At 55.6% G+C, this 18,080-nt stretch carries 12 protein-coding genes; 6 read left to right on the forward strand and 6 right to left on the reverse strand.

The window, feature by feature from the left end:
• Positions 1–229: 229 nt before the first annotated feature.
• Positions 230–2,848 carry a glycosyltransferase family 4 protein gene (locus tag ABD890_RS22690; RefSeq protein ID WP_345094856.1) on the forward strand — a complete coding sequence of 873 codons (2,619 nt, stop codon included), beginning with the start codon at positions 230–232 and terminating at the stop codon, positions 2,846–2,848.
• A gap of 1 nt (position 2,849) precedes the next feature.
• Positions 2,850–4,853: an FkbM family methyltransferase gene (locus ABD890_RS22695; protein ID WP_345094857.1), complete on the forward strand. Its 2,004-nt coding sequence runs from the start codon at positions 2,850–2,852 to the stop codon at positions 4,851–4,853.
• 77 nt (positions 4,854–4,930) lie between these two features.
• On the opposite strand, the gene ABD890_RS22700 is transcribed toward ABD890_RS22695, so the two are convergent.
• The 3 genes from ABD890_RS22700 to ABD890_RS22710 all read right to left on the reverse strand — a co-directional run bounded on the left by ABD890_RS22700 (position 4,931) and on the right by ABD890_RS22710 (position 10,516).
• Complete coding sequence (locus tag ABD890_RS22700; protein WP_345094859.1) at positions 4,931–7,573, reverse strand: M1 family metallopeptidase; 2,643 nt, start codon at positions 7,571–7,573, stop codon at positions 4,931–4,933.
• 104 nt (positions 7,574–7,677) lie between these two features.
• On the reverse strand, positions 7,678–9,096 hold the full coding sequence (locus ABD890_RS22705) for a sigma-54-dependent transcriptional regulator (protein ID WP_345094861.1): 1,419 nt from the start codon (positions 9,094–9,096) through the stop codon (positions 7,678–7,680).
• 10 nt (positions 9,097–9,106) lie between these two features.
• Entirely contained in the window at positions 9,107–10,516 is a 1,410-nt protein-coding gene (locus ABD890_RS22710; RefSeq protein ID WP_345094863.1) for a sensor histidine kinase, read from the reverse strand.
• A 130-nt stretch (positions 10,517–10,646) separates the two neighbouring features.
• On the opposite strand from ABD890_RS22710, the gene ABD890_RS22715 reads away from it, so the two are divergent.
• Positions 10,647–10,910 carry a MoaD/ThiS family protein gene (locus ABD890_RS22715; protein ID WP_345094865.1) on the forward strand — a complete coding sequence of 88 codons (264 nt, stop codon included), beginning with the start codon at positions 10,647–10,649 and terminating at the stop codon, positions 10,908–10,910.
• Positions 10,911–10,957: 47 nt separating this feature from the next.
• A complete protein-coding gene (locus tag ABD890_RS22720; protein WP_345094867.1) occupies positions 10,958–12,109 on the forward strand; it encodes an FG-GAP repeat domain-containing protein in 1,152 nt (383 codons plus the stop codon).
• A 38-nt stretch (positions 12,110–12,147) separates the two neighbouring features.
• Here the strand turns inward: ABD890_RS22720 and ABD890_RS22725 are convergent, their stop codons facing one another.
• Together ABD890_RS22725 and ABD890_RS22730 are read right to left on the reverse strand one after the other, a co-directional pair.
• Positions 12,148–13,989: a UbiD family decarboxylase gene (locus tag ABD890_RS22725; RefSeq protein WP_345094869.1), complete on the reverse strand. Its 1,842-nt coding sequence runs from the start codon at positions 13,987–13,989 to the stop codon at positions 12,148–12,150.
• A gap of 139 nt (positions 13,990–14,128) precedes the next feature.
• Positions 14,129–14,623 carry an FKBP-type peptidyl-prolyl cis-trans isomerase gene (locus ABD890_RS22730; protein WP_345094871.1) on the reverse strand — a complete coding sequence of 165 codons (495 nt, stop codon included), beginning with the start codon at positions 14,621–14,623 and terminating at the stop codon, positions 14,129–14,131.
• Positions 14,624–14,769: 146 nt separating this feature from the next.
• On the opposite strand from ABD890_RS22730, the gene ABD890_RS22735 reads away from it, so the two are divergent.
• A complete protein-coding gene (locus tag ABD890_RS22735; RefSeq protein ID WP_345094873.1) occupies positions 14,770–15,555 on the forward strand; it encodes a VOC family protein in 786 nt (261 codons plus the stop codon).
• Here ABD890_RS22735 and ABD890_RS22740 read toward each other — a convergent pair.
• Positions 15,524–16,249: a CE1 family esterase gene (locus tag ABD890_RS22740; protein WP_345094875.1), complete on the reverse strand. Its 726-nt coding sequence runs from the start codon at positions 16,247–16,249 to the stop codon at positions 15,524–15,526. The two genes, ABD890_RS22735 and ABD890_RS22740, sit on opposite strands and share 32 nt — an antisense overlap.
• A gap of 541 nt (positions 16,250–16,790) precedes the next feature.
• On the opposite strand from ABD890_RS22740, the gene ABD890_RS22745 reads away from it, so the two are divergent.
• Complete coding sequence (locus ABD890_RS22745; RefSeq protein WP_345094877.1) at positions 16,791–18,077, forward strand: hypothetical protein; 1,287 nt, start codon at positions 16,791–16,793, stop codon at positions 18,075–18,077.
• The last annotated feature ends 3 nt before the right edge of the window (positions 18,078–18,080 follow it).

Raw genomic sequence — 18,080 nt, forward strand, 5'->3', positions numbered from 1 at the left:
AACCAACCTTCGAGTTGGCTCGCTGCAAGTCCTTGTTTCGCGGGGATTTTGCATGTTTCGTGCGATGATTTTTGAGACACTTTTAACATTGACACTCGCGAGGCGATTGGCTCATACTGCCCCCTTCTTACCGAGAGATCGCTTCGCCGGACGCATGCTGAGATCTCTGTGGTGGAATGATTTGCGGGAGGCAAATCATGCAGAGGCAACGGAAAGGACTCGAATCACGATGCATTGGGACTCTAAAACGGTTGACGTTACCGATCTGCTGAAAGAGCATTCGGATCTGAACAATGGCGTCGTAGTCATCCTTGATCGCATGGGAGAGACCCTGGAGCACTACGAATGGCTCCGGTCCTCTGGCCTGCGTTACGAAGTCGTCACGGAGTATCATCCGGACTGGGTGCCCCCGGCTAACGCGATGTTGATCGTCACGGCCCAGCATTACGAACAATCAGCGGTTCACCTTCTGCTTCGTCTTCAAGAGGAAAACAATGTTCCGGTCCTGATTCTGGCAGACGGAATCCTGGAATATCGCAACACGTGGCATCGCCCCGACTCGACCCCGGGCTGCATTTTTCAGCCCGTAATTGGTCATAAGATCGCATGTCTGGGACGTTCCCAGGCCCGATTTCTCGAATCATGGAATAACCAGGGTAAATGCGAGATCGTCGGAGCTCCCCGATTCGACCGCATTATTCCCAAGAGCACTTCTCCAAATACTAGATCGAAGACTTGCAAAGTGCTGGTGATGACGGCGAAGGTTCCAAGCTTCGACTATCACCAGCGCCAAAACGTCCGCCAAAGCCTGCGAGACCTGGAAGCATTCTTCAATGTGAACCCAGACTTTGAACCCATCTGGCGTTTGACAGACAATCTCGATTGTGAACTTGGCATCAAGAATACGGAATTCACGTTCGGCACCATGGGGCTGTCGGAGCAACTTCAGCAGGTCGATGCCGTCGTCACGACGCCTTCGACTGCAATGCTTGAAGCGATGATGTACGGCCTGCCAGTCGCTCTGCTCGACTACAACAACGTTCCCTATTACGTGCCTGCGGCTTGGAATATCTCGGCCCAATCACATATAGATGCCACGATGAAGGAACTTCGCAATCCACCTGAAACGAGGATGCTCTTTCAGGACTACCAATTGCACGATGGCCTGGAATGTCGTTCACCAGCGAAGCCTCGAATGTTGAAGCTGGCAATCGAAATGATTCGCTACGGGCAAAACCAACGAGCAGCGGGTCAGCCGATCGACCTTCCTCCGGCAATCTTGAGTTCCGATGATTATCGAGCTCACGCCCCGGAAACCCGATCGCCATTGGAACTGCTTTACGCCGAACATGCTCCGATGAAAGAGTTGGGACGCAAGGAACTGCTCATGGAGATTGCGAACCTGAAGCGTCAGGTCGCCGATCCCAATCTGGCATCGATCCATAATTTCCTTGGCAGCCTGACCGAAGCATTCCAGGACTACGAACAGGACATCAATCTGCTGCACGACTTCCTTGCCGATCACAAGCCAGAGTCGTGGCTGCAGCGTAAAGCTCGCCAATACCGCGTCGTCCGCAATATCATTCGGCTGTTCAATCCTGAAATGGCCCGAGCAGCGAAAAGGGTTTCCCAGCGACAGTCACCAGTTCGTCACTATGAAAACATCGGTCAATCTGGGGGTGACTTGGCACTTAGGGCCCTCCTGAATTTGGCGATCAAACAAAAAGCCTCGCCGGCCACCGCCAAAGTAGATCGTCCTGAACGTGTCGTTCATGTTTCTCCATCCTACTTTGACGACAACGGTATCATCGGTGGTGGCGAACGATATGCCCAATGGCTTGCTCTGGAGATGGCGAACCTGACAGACACTGTTCTGGTTACCTTTGGCCAGAAACGTGAAACGAAGCAGATGGGCCACCTGCGGATTGAGATCTATCCGACACTCGGCCCGATCTCTTCGCGAGAGAATCCAATGTCGCTCTCCTTCCTGGAAGAGCTACGTCACGCGACCGTTGTTCACTGCCACCAAATTCATTCCGTATCTGCGGCTTTTGCGATTCCATTCGCCAAGGCTTGTGGCTGTCGCGTATACGCAACCGATCTTGGCGTTGGCCCAGGTCCATGGTCGAACACCCACTTTGAACTGCTGGATGGTATTCTTCCAATCAGTGCTTTCTCGGCAGAAGGCTCACCAGACCACCCCAACGTCCAGGTGATCTACGCGGGCGTTCAAAACGAATTCATCTCATCGACTCCCAGCAATAAGCCGCGTGATCGCGTCGTTTGTGTTGCTCGGCTGATGCCTCATAAAGGTTCCAACTACCTGGTCGAAGCAGTCGACGCCACGACACGTCTCGAACTTATTGGCCGTCCGTACAATCAACGATATTGCGAACTACTGGATAAACTGGCCGAGAACAAAAACGTCGCGATCCGGACCAACTGTTCCGACTCCGACATTCGCGAGGCTTACAGTCAGGCCATCGCCGTGGTACTGCCCTCGGTTTCCAAGGATGTGTTCGGCAACGAAGTCCCGAACGCAGAACTGTTCGGCCTGGTTCTAGCCGAAGGCATGGCTAGTGGAGCTCCGGCGATTTGTACATCGGTTGGCGCAATGCCGGAAGTTGTCGTTGACGGCGTTACAGGCTTCGTCGTTCCGCCCAACAATCCCGCCGCTATCCGCGAAAAGATCGACTTCCTCGTGAATAACCCAGAACGTGCTCGCGAAATGGGCGAAGCAGCTCGCCAACGTGTCATTGAACATTTCACCTGGGGTGCGGTCGCTCGCCGTTGCCTGACGATCTACAAAACACCGGCCCAACCCATGATGCGCAAGGAGGCTGCTTAACATGCGTGACCTCGCTTTTATTACGATTTCAACGTGCAACTACCTGCATTCCGTTTCCTGCCTTGCCGAATCGCTGATGCAGCATCATCCCGAGGCTCCACTGTACGTGGGTCTTGTCGATGCCCCGGGTGAGATCAAACTGCCCGAGCACGAGAACATTCGCTATTTCCAGGCCAAAGATTTAAATATCACCAACTGGAAACGATACAGTTTTCAGTACTGGAACTTCCCACTTTGTGCGTCGCTGAAAGCACCAGCGATTGAGATGGTGCTGGATCTTCAGTACGAGAAGGTCATCTTTATCGATGCCGACACGTACGTGTATCGCCCCATGACCGAGGTCCTGGATCGGTTGGATACGCACGATATCATCATTACACCGCATCTCAGCGATCCGGCTAATGGCGACGAAGGGCCAGACGTCGAAATCTCGCTACGCACGACCGCCGGTACTTTCAACTCCGGCTTCCTGGCACTTCGCAACAACGCCAACGGTCGGTCGATGGTAGCCTGGTGGAAGCATCGCAAAACCAAACACTGTCTGCACAACACTCCTCATACGTTTGTTGACCAGACCTGGTTTGACTTTGTTCCGAACTACTTCGAGAACTTGTGGGTTGAACGGCACAAAGGCTACAACGTTGGCCATTGGAGCCTGCCAGAACGCCCCATTACGCTTTCCGAATCCGGCGAACTGCTGGCCGATGGCCAGCCGCTGGTGTTCTATCACTTCAGCGGTTTCGAGCCGGAAAATCCCTATTCAATCTCGAAGTACATGCTAAGCGAGCGGCGAGGTTGGTGGAATCGGTACGACGTCCAACCGGCGTTGGTTGTGCTGGCTGAAGGCTATCGCGAAGCACTTGCCCGAGCCAATCCAGATTACTACCGATCATTTCCCTATGGCCATGCCACGCTGAGCGATGGCACTCCGATATCGAACGAGTGGCGAGAAGCCGTCCGCCTGGAACACCCGCTGTTGGCTGGCATCGAAGATCCGTACGACACCTCAGCCACGCCAGAACTGGTCTCACTTCTGAATCAAGCCTCGGCCCAGGTCCAAACCAAACGGCCGACATGGGGACGACGAATCAAGTCAATTTACAACTCGGTCACTCGTCGTGTTTCGCTAAAACAGCTGGCAGCCAAGCCGAAACCTCAACCATCTGCCGCTCCTAGTCAGAAGGTGGAACCGGTCGCTGCCGTTTCTCCCCAGCCAGGACCGACGCCCAAACGACGTGTCCCTGCATTCAAAGCACCGAAGATGGTTTCTTCTGCGATGAATCGGGAAGACGTGCTGCTGTTCCGAGCATTTCCCAAATCGCAAGGCTTTTACATCGATGTTGGAGCCGCCCATCCTTCAGTCGACTCGTCGACGAAATGGATGTACGACATTGGCTGGCAAGGGATTAATCTGGAACCATACGCCGAATCGGCAGAACGATTCCGTCAAGAGCGGCCACGCGACGTCAACATCCACTGCCTGGTAACAGACCAGGTAGGCGAAATCAGCTACGATTCCGGCAATGGTTCGGAAAGTGGTGCGAAAATTCAAGCCACAACGCTGACCAAGGTTTGCGAAGCCCACGTCGCCGGAGAAGTCGACTTCCTACGAATCGATGCCAATGGAAACGAACGTGCCGTTCTGCTTGGTATGGATTTCGATCGCTACCGTCCCCGCGTTCTAGTGATTGAGCACACGCACAGCGAAAGCTGGAATCACCTCGTTTTGGAAGCTCGTTACCATTTGGTGCAGTTCGACGGCATTTATCGCTTCTACGTCCGTGAAGAAGACTTGCACGACCTGGCACCGCGATTGGCAGCTCCGGTTAACTGCATGGATGAGTTTACCACCAGCTGCGAGCCGATTCCAAACGAGCATACGCAACTCGCTCGACTGAGTCAGCTTGAGACGCTACTTGATTCGCTGAAGAACAAGCCCGTCATTGGACAGGTACTGCAGTTGAGCAGTAAGAAGTTCCGCCGAGCCACACGCCAAGCGGCCTAACCCAAACGAAAAGGTCCTGGTCTCGCGTTTACGTGACCAGGACCTTTTCTTCTTCTTGAACGATCGTCTGCCGTGCTTTAGCTTCCGGTGGCTTCCAGTTGCTTTTGCAGGTCTTTGACTTTCTCTTCTAGCGACTCGCTCGACTTTTCGAGTTCTTTGAGTTGCTTGCGGAGTTCGACGATCTCGGCTGGTTTCAGGTTGCGATCTTTGTCGAGGGCCGTGATGGCGCCTTCTGCCGCTTTCGACAGTTCTTCGTCATTCGACGTTTCGGCAAACGACTGCAGAATCGGCTTGGCTTCTTTCACGCCGAGCTGCCCCAGGGCGATGATCGCTGCCTTTTGAATGTCGGTGCGTGGGTCGTTGACGAACGGCGTGACGACGTCCATCGTCTTGCGGCTTTGTTCTTCGTCGTCGCTCAACAGAGCCAGGCCTGAGAGCAACTTCACGACACCGCGATTGGTGTAGTTCTCGGAGTTCGACTTCAGCTCTGCGGTGATGTCGGCCACGTACTCCGGCGACCCGCTGGCAATCATCGCTTCGACCGCCGATTCGGCGATTTCGTTGCGGAACGATTCCTTCTTCAACGCGGCCCGCAGGTACTGACCAACGGCCGGATCCGAATACTTCGCCATACCAGCGATCCAAGCCGATTCGATCGCTGGATTCTTTTCCTTCTGGGCACCGGCGATCAACTGATGGACCATCTCTGGCTGATAGCCACGCACCAGGCTCTTCACCACCTCCAGGCGAACGCGTGCGTCCTCCTGGGCGGGAACCTGCTGCAGTGCCTGGCGAGCGTCATCGTTACCGATCTTGCCGAGAGCCTGGGCAGCTTCGATCCGCACGCCGTAGAACGGGTCGGATTCCAACGCCTTGGCGATCGCTTCGATTCCTTTGTTCGTCTTCTTTTTCGCCAAGGCCTCGATCGCAAAGATACGGCCGATGGCACGCTTCGAGTTTTCGAGTTCCGCTACCCACAACTCTTCTGGCTTGTCGAAGTCGACTGTCGCCAGCAAGGTGTATTCCGGATCGAACTGCACCATGGTCGGCTTTGAAGGAAGCGACACGTAGAATTCGCTCTTTGGTCCGGTGATGTCCTCGGTATGCAGCACGACTTCGCCATCGCAAAGGAAAGCGAACGTCGCAGGGAAGTGGAACATCATCACGTCGTCTTCGACCTTGTGGGTCTGCTCGAGCGTGATCTTGGCCAGCGATAGCTTCGGATCGAAGCGGTAGCGAATCTTCACGTCGGGATGGCGACCATGATAAACCCATTGATCGAAGAAACGATCGAACGTTCGACCGCTGGTTTCTTCGATGGCGGCCTGTAGTTCAGGCGTCGTCACGGTAGTCAAACCATGACGTGCCAGGTAGGCCTGGATCGCCTGGCGGAACATGTCGTCGCCGAGCTGGCTTCGCAGCATATGCAGAACCCAGCTTCCTTTCGGATAAGCTCGGAAGTCGAACTGGTCGCCTGCGTTCGAATAACGCTTCCAGACAATCGGACGATGGTCCCGGGCCCCACTCGACAGGACGCGGTTCTTGGCGTCTTTATACAAGCCGTACAACGTGGCATCGCGACCGAACTTCGAGCCTTCGTAAAGGTGCGTGTAGTAGGTTGCGAAACCTTCGTTCAGCCACAGATGGCTCCAGTCTTCACAAGTCACATAGTCACCGAACCACTGGTGGGCCAGTTCATGGGCGTCGAGACCACGCGACGAACGGATGTTTTCCGTTTCCGATGAAAAGATCGTGTTATGCGTCAACGTAGTGATGGTCGTGTTTTCCATCCCACCGGCCAAGAAGTCGCGGATGGTGGCCTGATCGTACTTGTGCCATGGGTAAGGAACGCCGATCTCTTCCTGGTAGAACTTCATGATCGAAGCCGTATCCTGGAACGAATTGGCCGCGTACTTCGACAGCGTTGGCTGGCTGTAATAACCGAGGGCAATATCGCCCGCCTTGTCTTCCAGCTTGTCGAAGTAGCCTGCGACGACGCAGATCAGATAATTCACGTGCGGCTTATCTTGCAGCCAGTGGACCGACTTCAGCTTGGTGTCGGGATTGACGCTTTCCCCCAGCAGACGACCATTCGAAACCACCGTCATTTCTAAAGGAACGTGGCAGATGACTTCGGTCGTCGACTTTTCGTTCGGGTAGTCGAAGCAGGGAAACCACTGACGGGCATAGTGCGATTCACCTTGGGTCCAGCAGTGAGTGTCTTCTTCCGGGTAGCCCAGTTCAGCGGTTCGGAAGTAGAAGCCACCCTTCGGCTCGCAGTGATGTTCGATGCTAACCCACGCTTCCTGACCCACCGGAATCGGCTTTTCGAAGGCGATCGTCAGGTCGGAGTTGGTGCTTTCAAAATCGGCAACTGGCGAAGAACCTTCGACTTTGTTGATCGTCAGTTCGACTGCGTCGAGCTTCAAGCTTTCCAACGGCTTACGCAGGGGTACAAATCGAATGGTCGTCGTTCCACCGACGGTTCGCTTTTTGAAATCGGGGGTGATGTCCAGCTTGATATGCTGAATATCGACTTCACGAATCGGGGCGTAGTGCGGCCCGTCGTTCCCCAGATCGACCCCAAACGCAGCTCGCGCGGCAGCCGACTCGCAATAGCGACAAGTACAAAAAGCTTCTTCAGCCAAAGCAATCGACTGAACCATCGGCGCCGCCAGAATCGCGGCCGCCACAATAAGAACGCGGAAAATAGATTTCATATCGAATCGACTTAGAGGATTAGTGCGGAAGCGCTACAAGCATGCGTCTTACTACCGCAGGCCCGTCGATTTAGTGCGCTTTTTCGTAGATGGACAAGTCCAGCCTAATCATCTTTCTGATCAGGGGAAAGGAGTCCGTACTGTTCGCACTTCTTTTTTACGGTAGTTCGATGGATACCTAAAACTCTTGCAATTGCTAAATATTGTCCATCACACTGTTGAAGCAGCTCTTGAAGCATCTCTTTCTCGGCCAAAGCCTGGAAACGTGCCCACAAATTCTCCGAATCCCCCACCGATAGCTGGTTCCGCGTCCACGATCCGATCTCGCGAGCCAGATTCTCCTCGATGCTCCCCTCATCGTCGCCCCGATCGAACCAGGCCTTCGATACGGCCGGAGGCAAGTGTTCCAATTCAATGACGCCGCTTCGCGCCAGGATGTGAGCATGCTCGATCGCGTTCCGCAGTTCGCGAACGTTCCCATACCACGGTCGCCCCTGCAGTTCATCCATCGCGGCCGCTGAAATCCGCAGCGGCTTGCCATACTCTTTCTCAAGCAAATGCAGGAAATGATGCACCAGCGGCGGCACGTCTTCACGGCGGTCGCGCAGCGGCGGCAGATCGATACGAAACGTATTCAGCCGGAACAACAAGTCATGCCGAAACGTTCCTTGCTTGACGCAATCCGACAAATCTTGATGCGACGCACAAACGATACGGAAGTCGGTCTTTTCGCCGACGGCGCCACCGACAGGTACCACTTCTCGCTGTTCGAGGGCCCTCAGCAGCTTGGCCTGGGTTGGCAACGGAATCTCGGCGACCTCGTCCAGGAATAACGTTCCGCCATTCGCAAGCTGCAGAAAGCCTCGCTTGTCTTGAATGGCATTGGTGAACGCTCCACGCACGTGGCCGAACAGTTCGCTCTCGATCAGCGACGGCGCGAGCGAGGCAATGTTCACGGCGACAAAGGGACGTTCGTGACGAGGGCCATAGCGATGGATGGCCTGAGCGACGAGTTCCTTGCCGGTTCCGCTTTCCCCTTGAATCAAGATAGGGGCAACGCTACTGGCGGCCAGGGCAACTCGCTTGAAAACCTCTTGCATCGACGACGACGTACCGACCAGATCGGCCGAGACAGTTGCGGGGCGAACCTCGGTAATTTCCGACTGCTGAGCCAGTGCTCGATCGATGACCGTTTGGATATCTTCGACCGAGAATGGTTTGACCAGGTAGTCGAACGTTCCTTGACGAACTGCTTCAACGGCAACTTCCAGATCGCCAAACGCAGTGATCAGAACCACGGGCGTGTCAGGGACAATCGACTTGACCTTCGGAAGCGCTTCCAGCCCCGACATCCCCGGCAGGCGGACATCGAGAAACATCAGGTCAGGGCGAGACTCTTCGAGCAGGTCGAGGCCTTGCTCAGCGGTCGAAGCGACACGCACTTCGTGACCGAGCTTGGTACCAAGCTTTTCAATTGCCCAGCAGACGCTTGATTCGTCGTCAATTACGTGGATGTTCGCCATAGAGGGACCGCTATTTCGATTCGGCACGAGGAAGGGTGATTTGAAAACACGTTTTCTCGTCGACTCGGTACCACTCTATCGTTCCCCCGTGCAGCTCGACGATCTCACGAACGACTGGTAAGCCAAGGCCGGTCCCTTCCTGTTTGGTAGTGACCAGCGGCTCGAACAGTTGTTCGGCGATATTCGGAGACGGGCCCATTCCCTCGTCGCATATTCGAATTGTAATCCAATTTTCCCGTTCATGGGGAGCCGCTTCAATATCCAGCCCGCCCGGATCGCCGCCCCCCTGCCCTTCCCCAACGCGAATCGCTTGGGCGGCCAGCATCGCTTCGATGCCGTTGAGCAGCAGGTTCATCAGGCAGGTTTGCAGCAGCACGAAGTCCCCGGGAATCGTTGCGTCACTGGGCAACGTGATTGATTGCCGAATCGCCAGGCTATGATGCTGGGCCTGCGGGGCGATCATCGAAACGGTGTTCTCGATCAACTGCGGCACGTTGATCGGTTTGCGTTCGATCTGCTGCTTGCGACCAAGACGAAGCATCGACTGAACCATATGCTCGACCATCGCCATCTGCCGCTGAGCGACCTCCAGGCTTTCGCAATTGGGGATATTGCAGTCGAGTCGATGCAGTCCCAACGCCATCTGTCCCCCGGTCATGGCATTGCGAATCTGATGCGAGAACCCGGCACCAATTTGCCCTAATACCTGGGCCCGTTCCATTGTGCGGACCTTGGTCTCGTAGCTCTGCAGTTGCTGCGACATCTGATTGATCGCGAGCGAAAGATCGCGCAGCTCGTCTTTCGTGTTGCCTGGTGGCACTTCGACAAAGTCACCTTCGGCAATTCGCCCGACCTGCTTTTGCAAACGAGCGATCGGGCGTGTAATGCGTGCGGCGAGAAACGACGCAACCAGCAGCATCGGTCCGACAGCAACCAAACCCAGTAGCATCAATGGCCAGAACGACTGCGCGACGCGGCGGTCGTAGTTTCGTTTAGGAAACAGAAGGTGGACCGTTACTTCGCCGCTTCCGGTGAAGCGAGAGCGCGTCGTGCTGTGGAAGTACGAGTGGCCGTCGATCTCGATCACTTCCGAAAGGTCGACGACGCCTGGCTTTTCTTTGGTGACCAGCCGCGGCAATTCTTCAGGAGACACTTTGGTGGTCGAGCGAAGCAACTTCCCTTGGCTGTCGGTTACGGCCAGTTCGGTTCCGGTCAGCCCTTCGATTTGCTCCAACACCGGTTGCGAGAGGGGAAAACGAACGTCCGCCAGTTGCTGGCTGATCGCCACCAGCCGGGCCTCGACTTCTTCCCCCGTTTCGACCTGGGCATACCACAGATTCAGCAGCGAAAGCGCGAAGACGGTAACCAGCGTCCAGAACGCCAGCGGCAAGGTTACCTGATAAATCAACGGCCAACGCATCGTGGCTTTCACCCGAGGGGAAGCAGGAAGATTGCTGAAAACTTGCCCTAGATGCTAAAACCAGGGTCCCAAACCCTTTATTATAGTTCGTAGTTGAATTTCCGTCGTTCCATTCCCCTTGGTGCCGCCGATGGCAACGGTTTTCATTCCGGCTCAATGGCGCGATCTGACCGATCAGCAAAGTCGCGTCGAAATCGAGGCCCCTTCCCTGCGAGAGCTGGTCGACCAGCTTGATCGGCGGTTTCCGGGAATTCATACTCGTTTGTGCCAGGGAGATGCCGTCCGTCCCTCGATTCAGATCTCGGTCGATGGCATCCTCACCTCCCGCAACCTCCGCACGCCACTCACCTCGGAAAGCGAAGTCCATTTCCTTCCCGCTATTGGCGGAGGCTAGTCCTGGCCACCCCCCCTCACCATTTCCCACCTTCAGGAAAACTGACCATGCGATCCCTTTTCTCGCTAACCCTTCTTTGTGCTCTCCCCTGCCTGGCGATAGCAGGCCCGCCGGAAAACTTCCGCGTTCAAGTTCTCGGCGTCGATGCGAACGAAGGGTGCGATGTGGCTGACTTCGATGGCGACGGCAAGCTCGACGTCGTTGCTGGTCGCAACTGGTACCGCAACGGCGATTGGCTTCCTCGTCCAGTTCGCCTGATTGAAGATGCTAACGGGTACGTTCACTCCAACGGCGACTTCGCCATGGACGTCAACGGCGATGGCAAAGTAGACGTTGTCGCGGGCGACTTCTTCCAGGGCAAAGTCAGTTGGTTCGAGAACCCTGGCAACCCTGGCCTGACGCAAGGTTACCTTTGGAAAGAACACAACCTGATCGATACCAAGCTGACCACCAACGAAGCGACCATCATGGCCGATCTGGATGGTGATGGTGTCGCCGAGTGGATCACGAACCAATGGAATCCGTCAAACCCGCTGCTCGCTTGTCGCTTCGACAAAACCGAGAAGGGCGAACCGAAGCTGGTCTCGTTCAAGATCGGTGGCCAGAACGGCCATGGCATCGGCGTCGGCGACATCAACAATGACGGCCGCACCGATATCCTGGTGGGTCAAGGTTGGTATGAAGGGCCTGAGCAAGGACCGTTCTCCGGCGAGTGGACTTTCCACGCCGATTGGAATGAAGGCCTTCCTTGCCCGATGCTGGTGACCGACGTCAACGGCGACGGCAAGAACGACATCATCGCCAGCAAGGCGCATGGTTTCGGTCTGTGGGTTTGGCTCGGACAAGGCGTCGACAAAGATGGCAAGCTTGCTTTCGAGCAGAAGATGATCGACGACACCTTCAGCCAGGCACACTGCCTCCACCTGGCCGACCTGGATGGTGACGGCAAAGAGGAACTGATCACCGGCAAACGCGTTCGTGCCCACAACGGCAACGATCCGGGTGGCAAAGAACCGCCTGTGGTCAGCTACTACAAGTGGGATGGCGAAGGCAACTTCACTCGTCACTTCATCAACCGGGGCGAAGTCGGCATCGGCCTGCAGATTCGCACCGCGGATATCGACGGCGATGGCGACATCGATATCGTCGTCGCCGGCAAGGATGGTACGCAGATCTTGTACAATCCGCTGAAGGACTAGTGCGAGACTCGCACGGGTGATTGTCCTTGGGGGCCTGATTACAGGAACTTGGCCAACGGGCCCCCTGCGGCTGCCATCGCATCGACTTTCGCGGTGACTGCTGGATCTTCGATCAGCGGTGGAGCATTCCAAGGCTTCAGCCGAGCATCGATGATCAGCGAACCTTCGCAGCCCCAATGCTTCTGACGCGTCGAGCTGCCGATACCATGCACATCGGCAGCCGGATTGCTGCGGGTAAACGTCACCCAGAGCAAGTTCTCAAGCGACTTCGCAGTGAAGTCGCTGTCGTCGACCACCAGGATCAGAGGAAACTGGTTGATCGGATCGCTGGTCGAAAACGCCCCGGCGAAACGCTCGATCGCAGGCTCCACCTCTTGAAGCGCCGCCGTATATTTCGGTCCGCAAACCGCTAACACGCCAGGCATCGCCACCTTTGGCGTATGGAAACCATCGGGCAGATTCAATCCCGACGGTAGTTCGGTAGATAGCTCTCGAATCGGTGGACCCACCGCAGCGATGATCGCCTTCGAGCCATGATTGAACTCGCCACTAGAGTAGTCGAGCGTATCGATTGTGGTCTCGGTAAGGAAATGAATATCGCGTCGCCAGTTCACACGCCGCAGCATGTGCAGCAGGAAAGGTGCGATCTCGTGCAGATCAAGATCCGGAGCGTCCTGTTCGGCGGAGATCCACAGATACTTGGCCAGCGACATCTGCCCTTGCCCGAGGATGGCCGACGCCTGAGTCATCAACTCTTTGGGGCGTCGTCGTTCTTCGTAAGGTACGTAGCGTTCGCTACCGATCGCGAGCAGCAGTGGATGCACCCCGGCAACATCGACCGCGTGCACCTCTTTCACGCCGGGCAGCACCGTGGGAATGACCGGCCCGGTGATCTCGTGAATCAGTTCGCCAAACGTCGTGTCTTCTTGAGGAGGTCGCCCAACGACGGTGAATGGCCAAATCGCTCCGTTGCGATGATAGACCTTCTCGACGCGCATCGTCGGGAAAGGATGCTTCAAACTGTAATAGCCCAGGTGATCGCCGAAGGGCCCCTCTGGCTTCTCTTCGCCAGCGTGGATTGTTCCTTGGATGCAGAAGTCGGCTTCGGCATAGATTGGCAGGGGCGAACGCGACGCTGTCATCGGAATTCGATGCCCAGCTAGTGCACCTGCGAAACCAAGTTCTGACAAACCTTCCGGCAGCGGCATGACGGCCGACAAGGTCATCGACGGCGTGCCACCAACAAAGATGTTCACTCGCAGAGGTTCTCCCTTGGCAATCGCGGCGGCATGATGCACCCCGATCCCGCGATGGATCTGATAGTGCAGGCCAACTTCACCAAAGGGATCGAACTGATTGCCCGCCAACTGAACGCGGTACATCCCAAGGTTCGACTGCGCGAGACCGCCGCTGCGTGGATCTTCGGTGTAGACCTGCGGCAAGGTGACGTACGGGCCGCCATCGTCCGGCCACGAAACCAACTGCGGTAATTCACTCAGCGGGATTTCATTTTGAAAGATCGCCCCACCGCGGACCTTCTTCGGCAACATCGACAGGGCCCCTAGCGGAGCCCTGGCATAGCGAAACGGCGACTTGAACAATTGATTTGGATCGATCTTCAATTCGATCAGGCGACGAACCGTTTCGAGCGTATCGCGAAAGATGAACCGAGCCCGTTCGATCGAACCGAATAAGTTGCCAAGCATCGGAAACTTACATCGCTGGACGTTCGTGAACAGAACCGCTGGACCACCATTCGCATAGATACGACGCTGAATCTCGGCAATTTCGAGTCGCGCATCGACTGGCGCATCGACCACCACCAGGTGACCATGCCGTTGCAAGTCGTCCACGCACGCTTTAAGAGTTCGATAACCCATCGTCTTGGGATCCATTACAGCGGGAATTCCCCGCAGCGCAGGGAATTCCGCAGATTGAATATCAATCGGAAACCAAGGAAGTTACCGCGAACCCAGGCCGGTCGCAACCAACCTTAGCCGTTTGAAGCAGACCGACGGATTAACCGTGGTCGTGGTCGTGAGCACTACCGGGGCCGTGAGCATGGCCATGTTCAAGCTCTTCTGGCGTGGCATCGCGGACTTCGAGCACGGTGATCTCGAAAAAAAGTGTCTCGTCGGCGAGTTCGTGATTTCCGTCGACAATCACGACTTCATCACGGATTTCAACCACAGTCACCAGAACCTGGTCGTCCTCGGTTTCCAGAACAAACTGAGTACCGACTTCCACTTCGCCAAGCTCGCCAAACTGGTCTTTGTCCAGTTCCCAAACCAGGTCGTCGTCGAAGGCGCCATAGCCTTCTTCCGGAGGGATGACGGCCTCGAAGGTTTCGCCAGAATCGCGATTATCTAGAGCCTTTTCCATGCCGGGAATCAAGTTTCCGATACCATGCAGATAGGCCAAAGGTTCGGAAGTATCGGCAGCGTCGAGGACGTTCCCTTCCGAGTCTTTCAGCGTGTAGGCAATGGAAACAACCGTATTCTTGGCAACTTTCATCGAAATATCCCAGGCAATGCCATGAAGGCCCAACGAATCAATGGGGCGCGATGTCCTCAGCATACTGCGCGAGGGGGTCGGGCTCAATCTCGGCTCATAGGAAAGTCGAGGGAGAAACCATAGGATTACTAACAAAGGCCCCTGTCATGCGTACCATCCTTCCCGGAAAGCTCTGGATTGCCAATGCCCGTCAAGTGCGCGACATCCGAAATGTCCTGGCAGAAGGGGTTACGGCCGTCGTCGACCTGGCAATGGAAGAGCCGCCCATCGCTTTTCCGCGAGATATCTTGTATGCCCGCTTTCCGCTGCTCGATGGAAGCGGAAACACGCTGTCCGTTCTTAACTGTTCGGTGCTCTCGCTCGTCGAACTAATCCAAGACGAACGCCCTACCGTGGTTGCTTGTAGCGGCGGCATGAGTCGTTCGCCAATCATTACTGCGGCAGCTCTTGCCCAGGTCAATCGGATCTCCCTCGAGTCTGCCATCCGGCAAGTCACCGCGAGTGGTCCTCACGATCTTTCACCTGGATTGTTGTCCGAAGTCGCGATGACCTTTCCAGACGCGTCCTCTCGCGCCTCTCGCCCGAACTTGATGGTCATTCGCACCACCGAGCCGAATCGCCTTGTCGCTTTCTATGAACAACTGGGACTTACGTTTGAAGAAGAACGACACGGCTCTGGTCCTTTGCACTGGTCAACCACGGTTGACCAGTTTGTCTTCGAGATCTATCCGCGAAACGCAGGCGTTGTAGAGAAGCCAACGACGAGCATTGGTTTCAGCGTGATCGAAATCGACAATATGGTTGCCGGGCTAATCACGGGGGGAACGGAAGTTGTCCGGCAACCTGAATCGATGGCCTGGGGCCGCCAGGCAATCGTTCGCGATCCAGATGGTCGGACAGTTATTTTGGTTGAGTCCGAGCGCTTAACTTGAACGACTTTAGATAGGTCCACATCGCGTTGTTGTACCGCGTTGACCATTGATGCCCGATCCCTGGCACTTCGGTCATCTGACAATGGACCCCAGATGCCGCGAGTGACTCGGCATCTTCTCGCATCGCTCCGCAAACGAGATCTTCCGTCCCGGCAATCATGAACAGCGGCGGCATCGTCGCATCGAGTTTCATTCCACGCGGCATACTCGCAGAGTGCACCACCGCCGCCGCAATCTCGTCTGGTCGCTGCTTTGCCAAGGCATAGACAAAGATCGCTCCCTGCGACATTCCCATGACATAGATACGATCGCGGTCGACCGGAACCTTACGGGCAACATCGTTCACCAGATGATCGAAAAACTTTATATCGCGAGATGTAGCCTCGCCATCATCATCCGTGGCCAGAATCTGCCACATCTTTCCTCCGGAATCAGGCACGGCCAACAGGAAGCCTTCCTTCACCGCGAGCTGATCCCACTGCGAATACTGCATGAACGAATCGGCGGAATCACCGACCCCATGCCAGGCAATCACCAGAGGCAGCGCCCTGGACGTGTCCAAAGGCACCCTCAATTGATAACGTCGCACTTCGTCGTCGACCGTCAAGGTCTGCGTCGGCAGTTGCGGTGGTGAATCAAACTGACAACCAACGACCGCAACGGTGATGATCAGCAGGAGAATGGTCTTGCCCATGCGTAGCCGTAACGAGAATATCGATTGAACCCATCGTAACGATGTAAAGTTGGCCGATTATACCTGTCAGCCTACCTCGAACGAATAAGCATGACCACGAATTGGTCAATCGCGATGTGTCAGCCCCTTGAACGACTGAAACGAAGCCGATCGCTGCGTGAAAAGTGACCAGAGACCGCAAACACTAATCACAAACTACTAAACACTTTTTCACAATCACCGCAACTTCATAAGTCGCCCCTACTTGCCATCGAAACGGGTTCGACCGTTTGAAAACGCTTAACGATTAGAGCCTTTTAGCATGCCCGGGGGAGATCGCGACTTGAGCGAAAACCGCGAGTTTTACGGCTCGGTAAAGAGATTTGTATCGCCTTAACATAACGGTCAGGCTGTGTCGGTTATTTGGGTGATGGGTGCGGGGTGCTAGTAAACCTTTGGGAATTGGTAGGGGATGACTTTTCCGAACGAGGCGTCCTTTTCGATAAGATAAGTGCTCACGAGGAGCACGGACGTTGCCAATCAAAACACGGAGGAGTTTCATATGCCGATTAACGATCACTACTCAGACGATGCCGATCTCGGTTGGGCCACGCACAACCCAGGCATCATTGGCGGTTTCTGTCTCGTACTTGGAATCGCTCTGGGTGTCGCCTTCACCCAGTACTGGCTGCAACAAGATCTGGTCAAACAACTGGCTGCGGTTCAACGGGATGTCAAAGCAACACACCACCCGCTCGACCAGCTGACTGGATTCCGCGACGCCACCCAGCGAACCAATTCGCTTCTGGCACAACTCGAATCGCAGAGCGGCATGCTCTACAAGTCGGGTCAAACGATCCAACGCTCGAGCAACCTGCACACCGAAATCGGCGTGCTCGCTACGAAGCTCGGCTCGGCAGAACAAACGGCCGAAAAGCTGGCCACCCTTCAGTCGAACCTCGACTACGCCAACATGAAGCTGGCCGCCGCCCAGCAGCGAGTTGACGAACTGGAAACCCTGGCAGCTCGCCTGGAAAAGAGTGGTCCACAGGTCTACAAAGCCCAGGAATCGCTTGCTTCGATCGAACTCGTCCAGCAGCAGCTGATCAACCAGCAGTGCCTCATGCCAGAATTGACCGCCACCGTCGATTCGCATTGGAAGTTGCAGAGCAGCCTCTGCGATCTGGCTTCGCAAACGGACGAAACGCGTCGTGCTCTCGACATGATTGCCAAGCACCAGGATCGCGTGCAGCAATTGGCCGTGAACACGGAAGAATCGAACGTTGTTCTGGGCAATGTCCAAGCCTTGCTGGAAGACCAGAAGTCGATGGACCTGCAGGTTCAGAAGCTGGCCGACACGCTCGATTCGGCAACGCAGTTGTCTTACGACGCGATCAGCTTGAACTCGCGTATCCTGGACGTTCACGAGCAAACCACCACCGCCTCGAAGAATCTGGACGAAATGGCCTGGTTGGTTGACTACTTGAACTCGCAGGAAGACAAGATCGCGACTGCTCAGACCAATCTGCAGAAGATCGATCAAATCGAAGAACAGGTTGCCCGCCTCGACCAGTGCGTTCCCGCCCTGGTGGAAAACGTCGACCTGGTCAAAGGTTTGAACGAAACTCTGGTCGCAGTCCTGGGAAGCTCGGCGGACCTTCGCTCGCAACTGGCTGAAATCGTGCTGATGCAACCGGCAGTGCAGCAGTTGGCCTCGCAGTTCCGCTCGCTGACCTCGCCGCAGGAATCGGGAACCCTGGTTAGTGCGAAAGATCGTGCTCGTGCCATGATCAAGCCTTCCAAGGAAGACCTGCAGATTCCTGCTTACATCAGCCGGGCTACCAAGTAGTTC

Origin of the sequence: Bremerella cremea (genome assembly GCF_039541315.1) — a bacterium.
Lineage (GTDB): Bacteria > Planctomycetota > Planctomycetia > Pirellulales > Pirellulaceae > Bremerella > Bremerella cremea.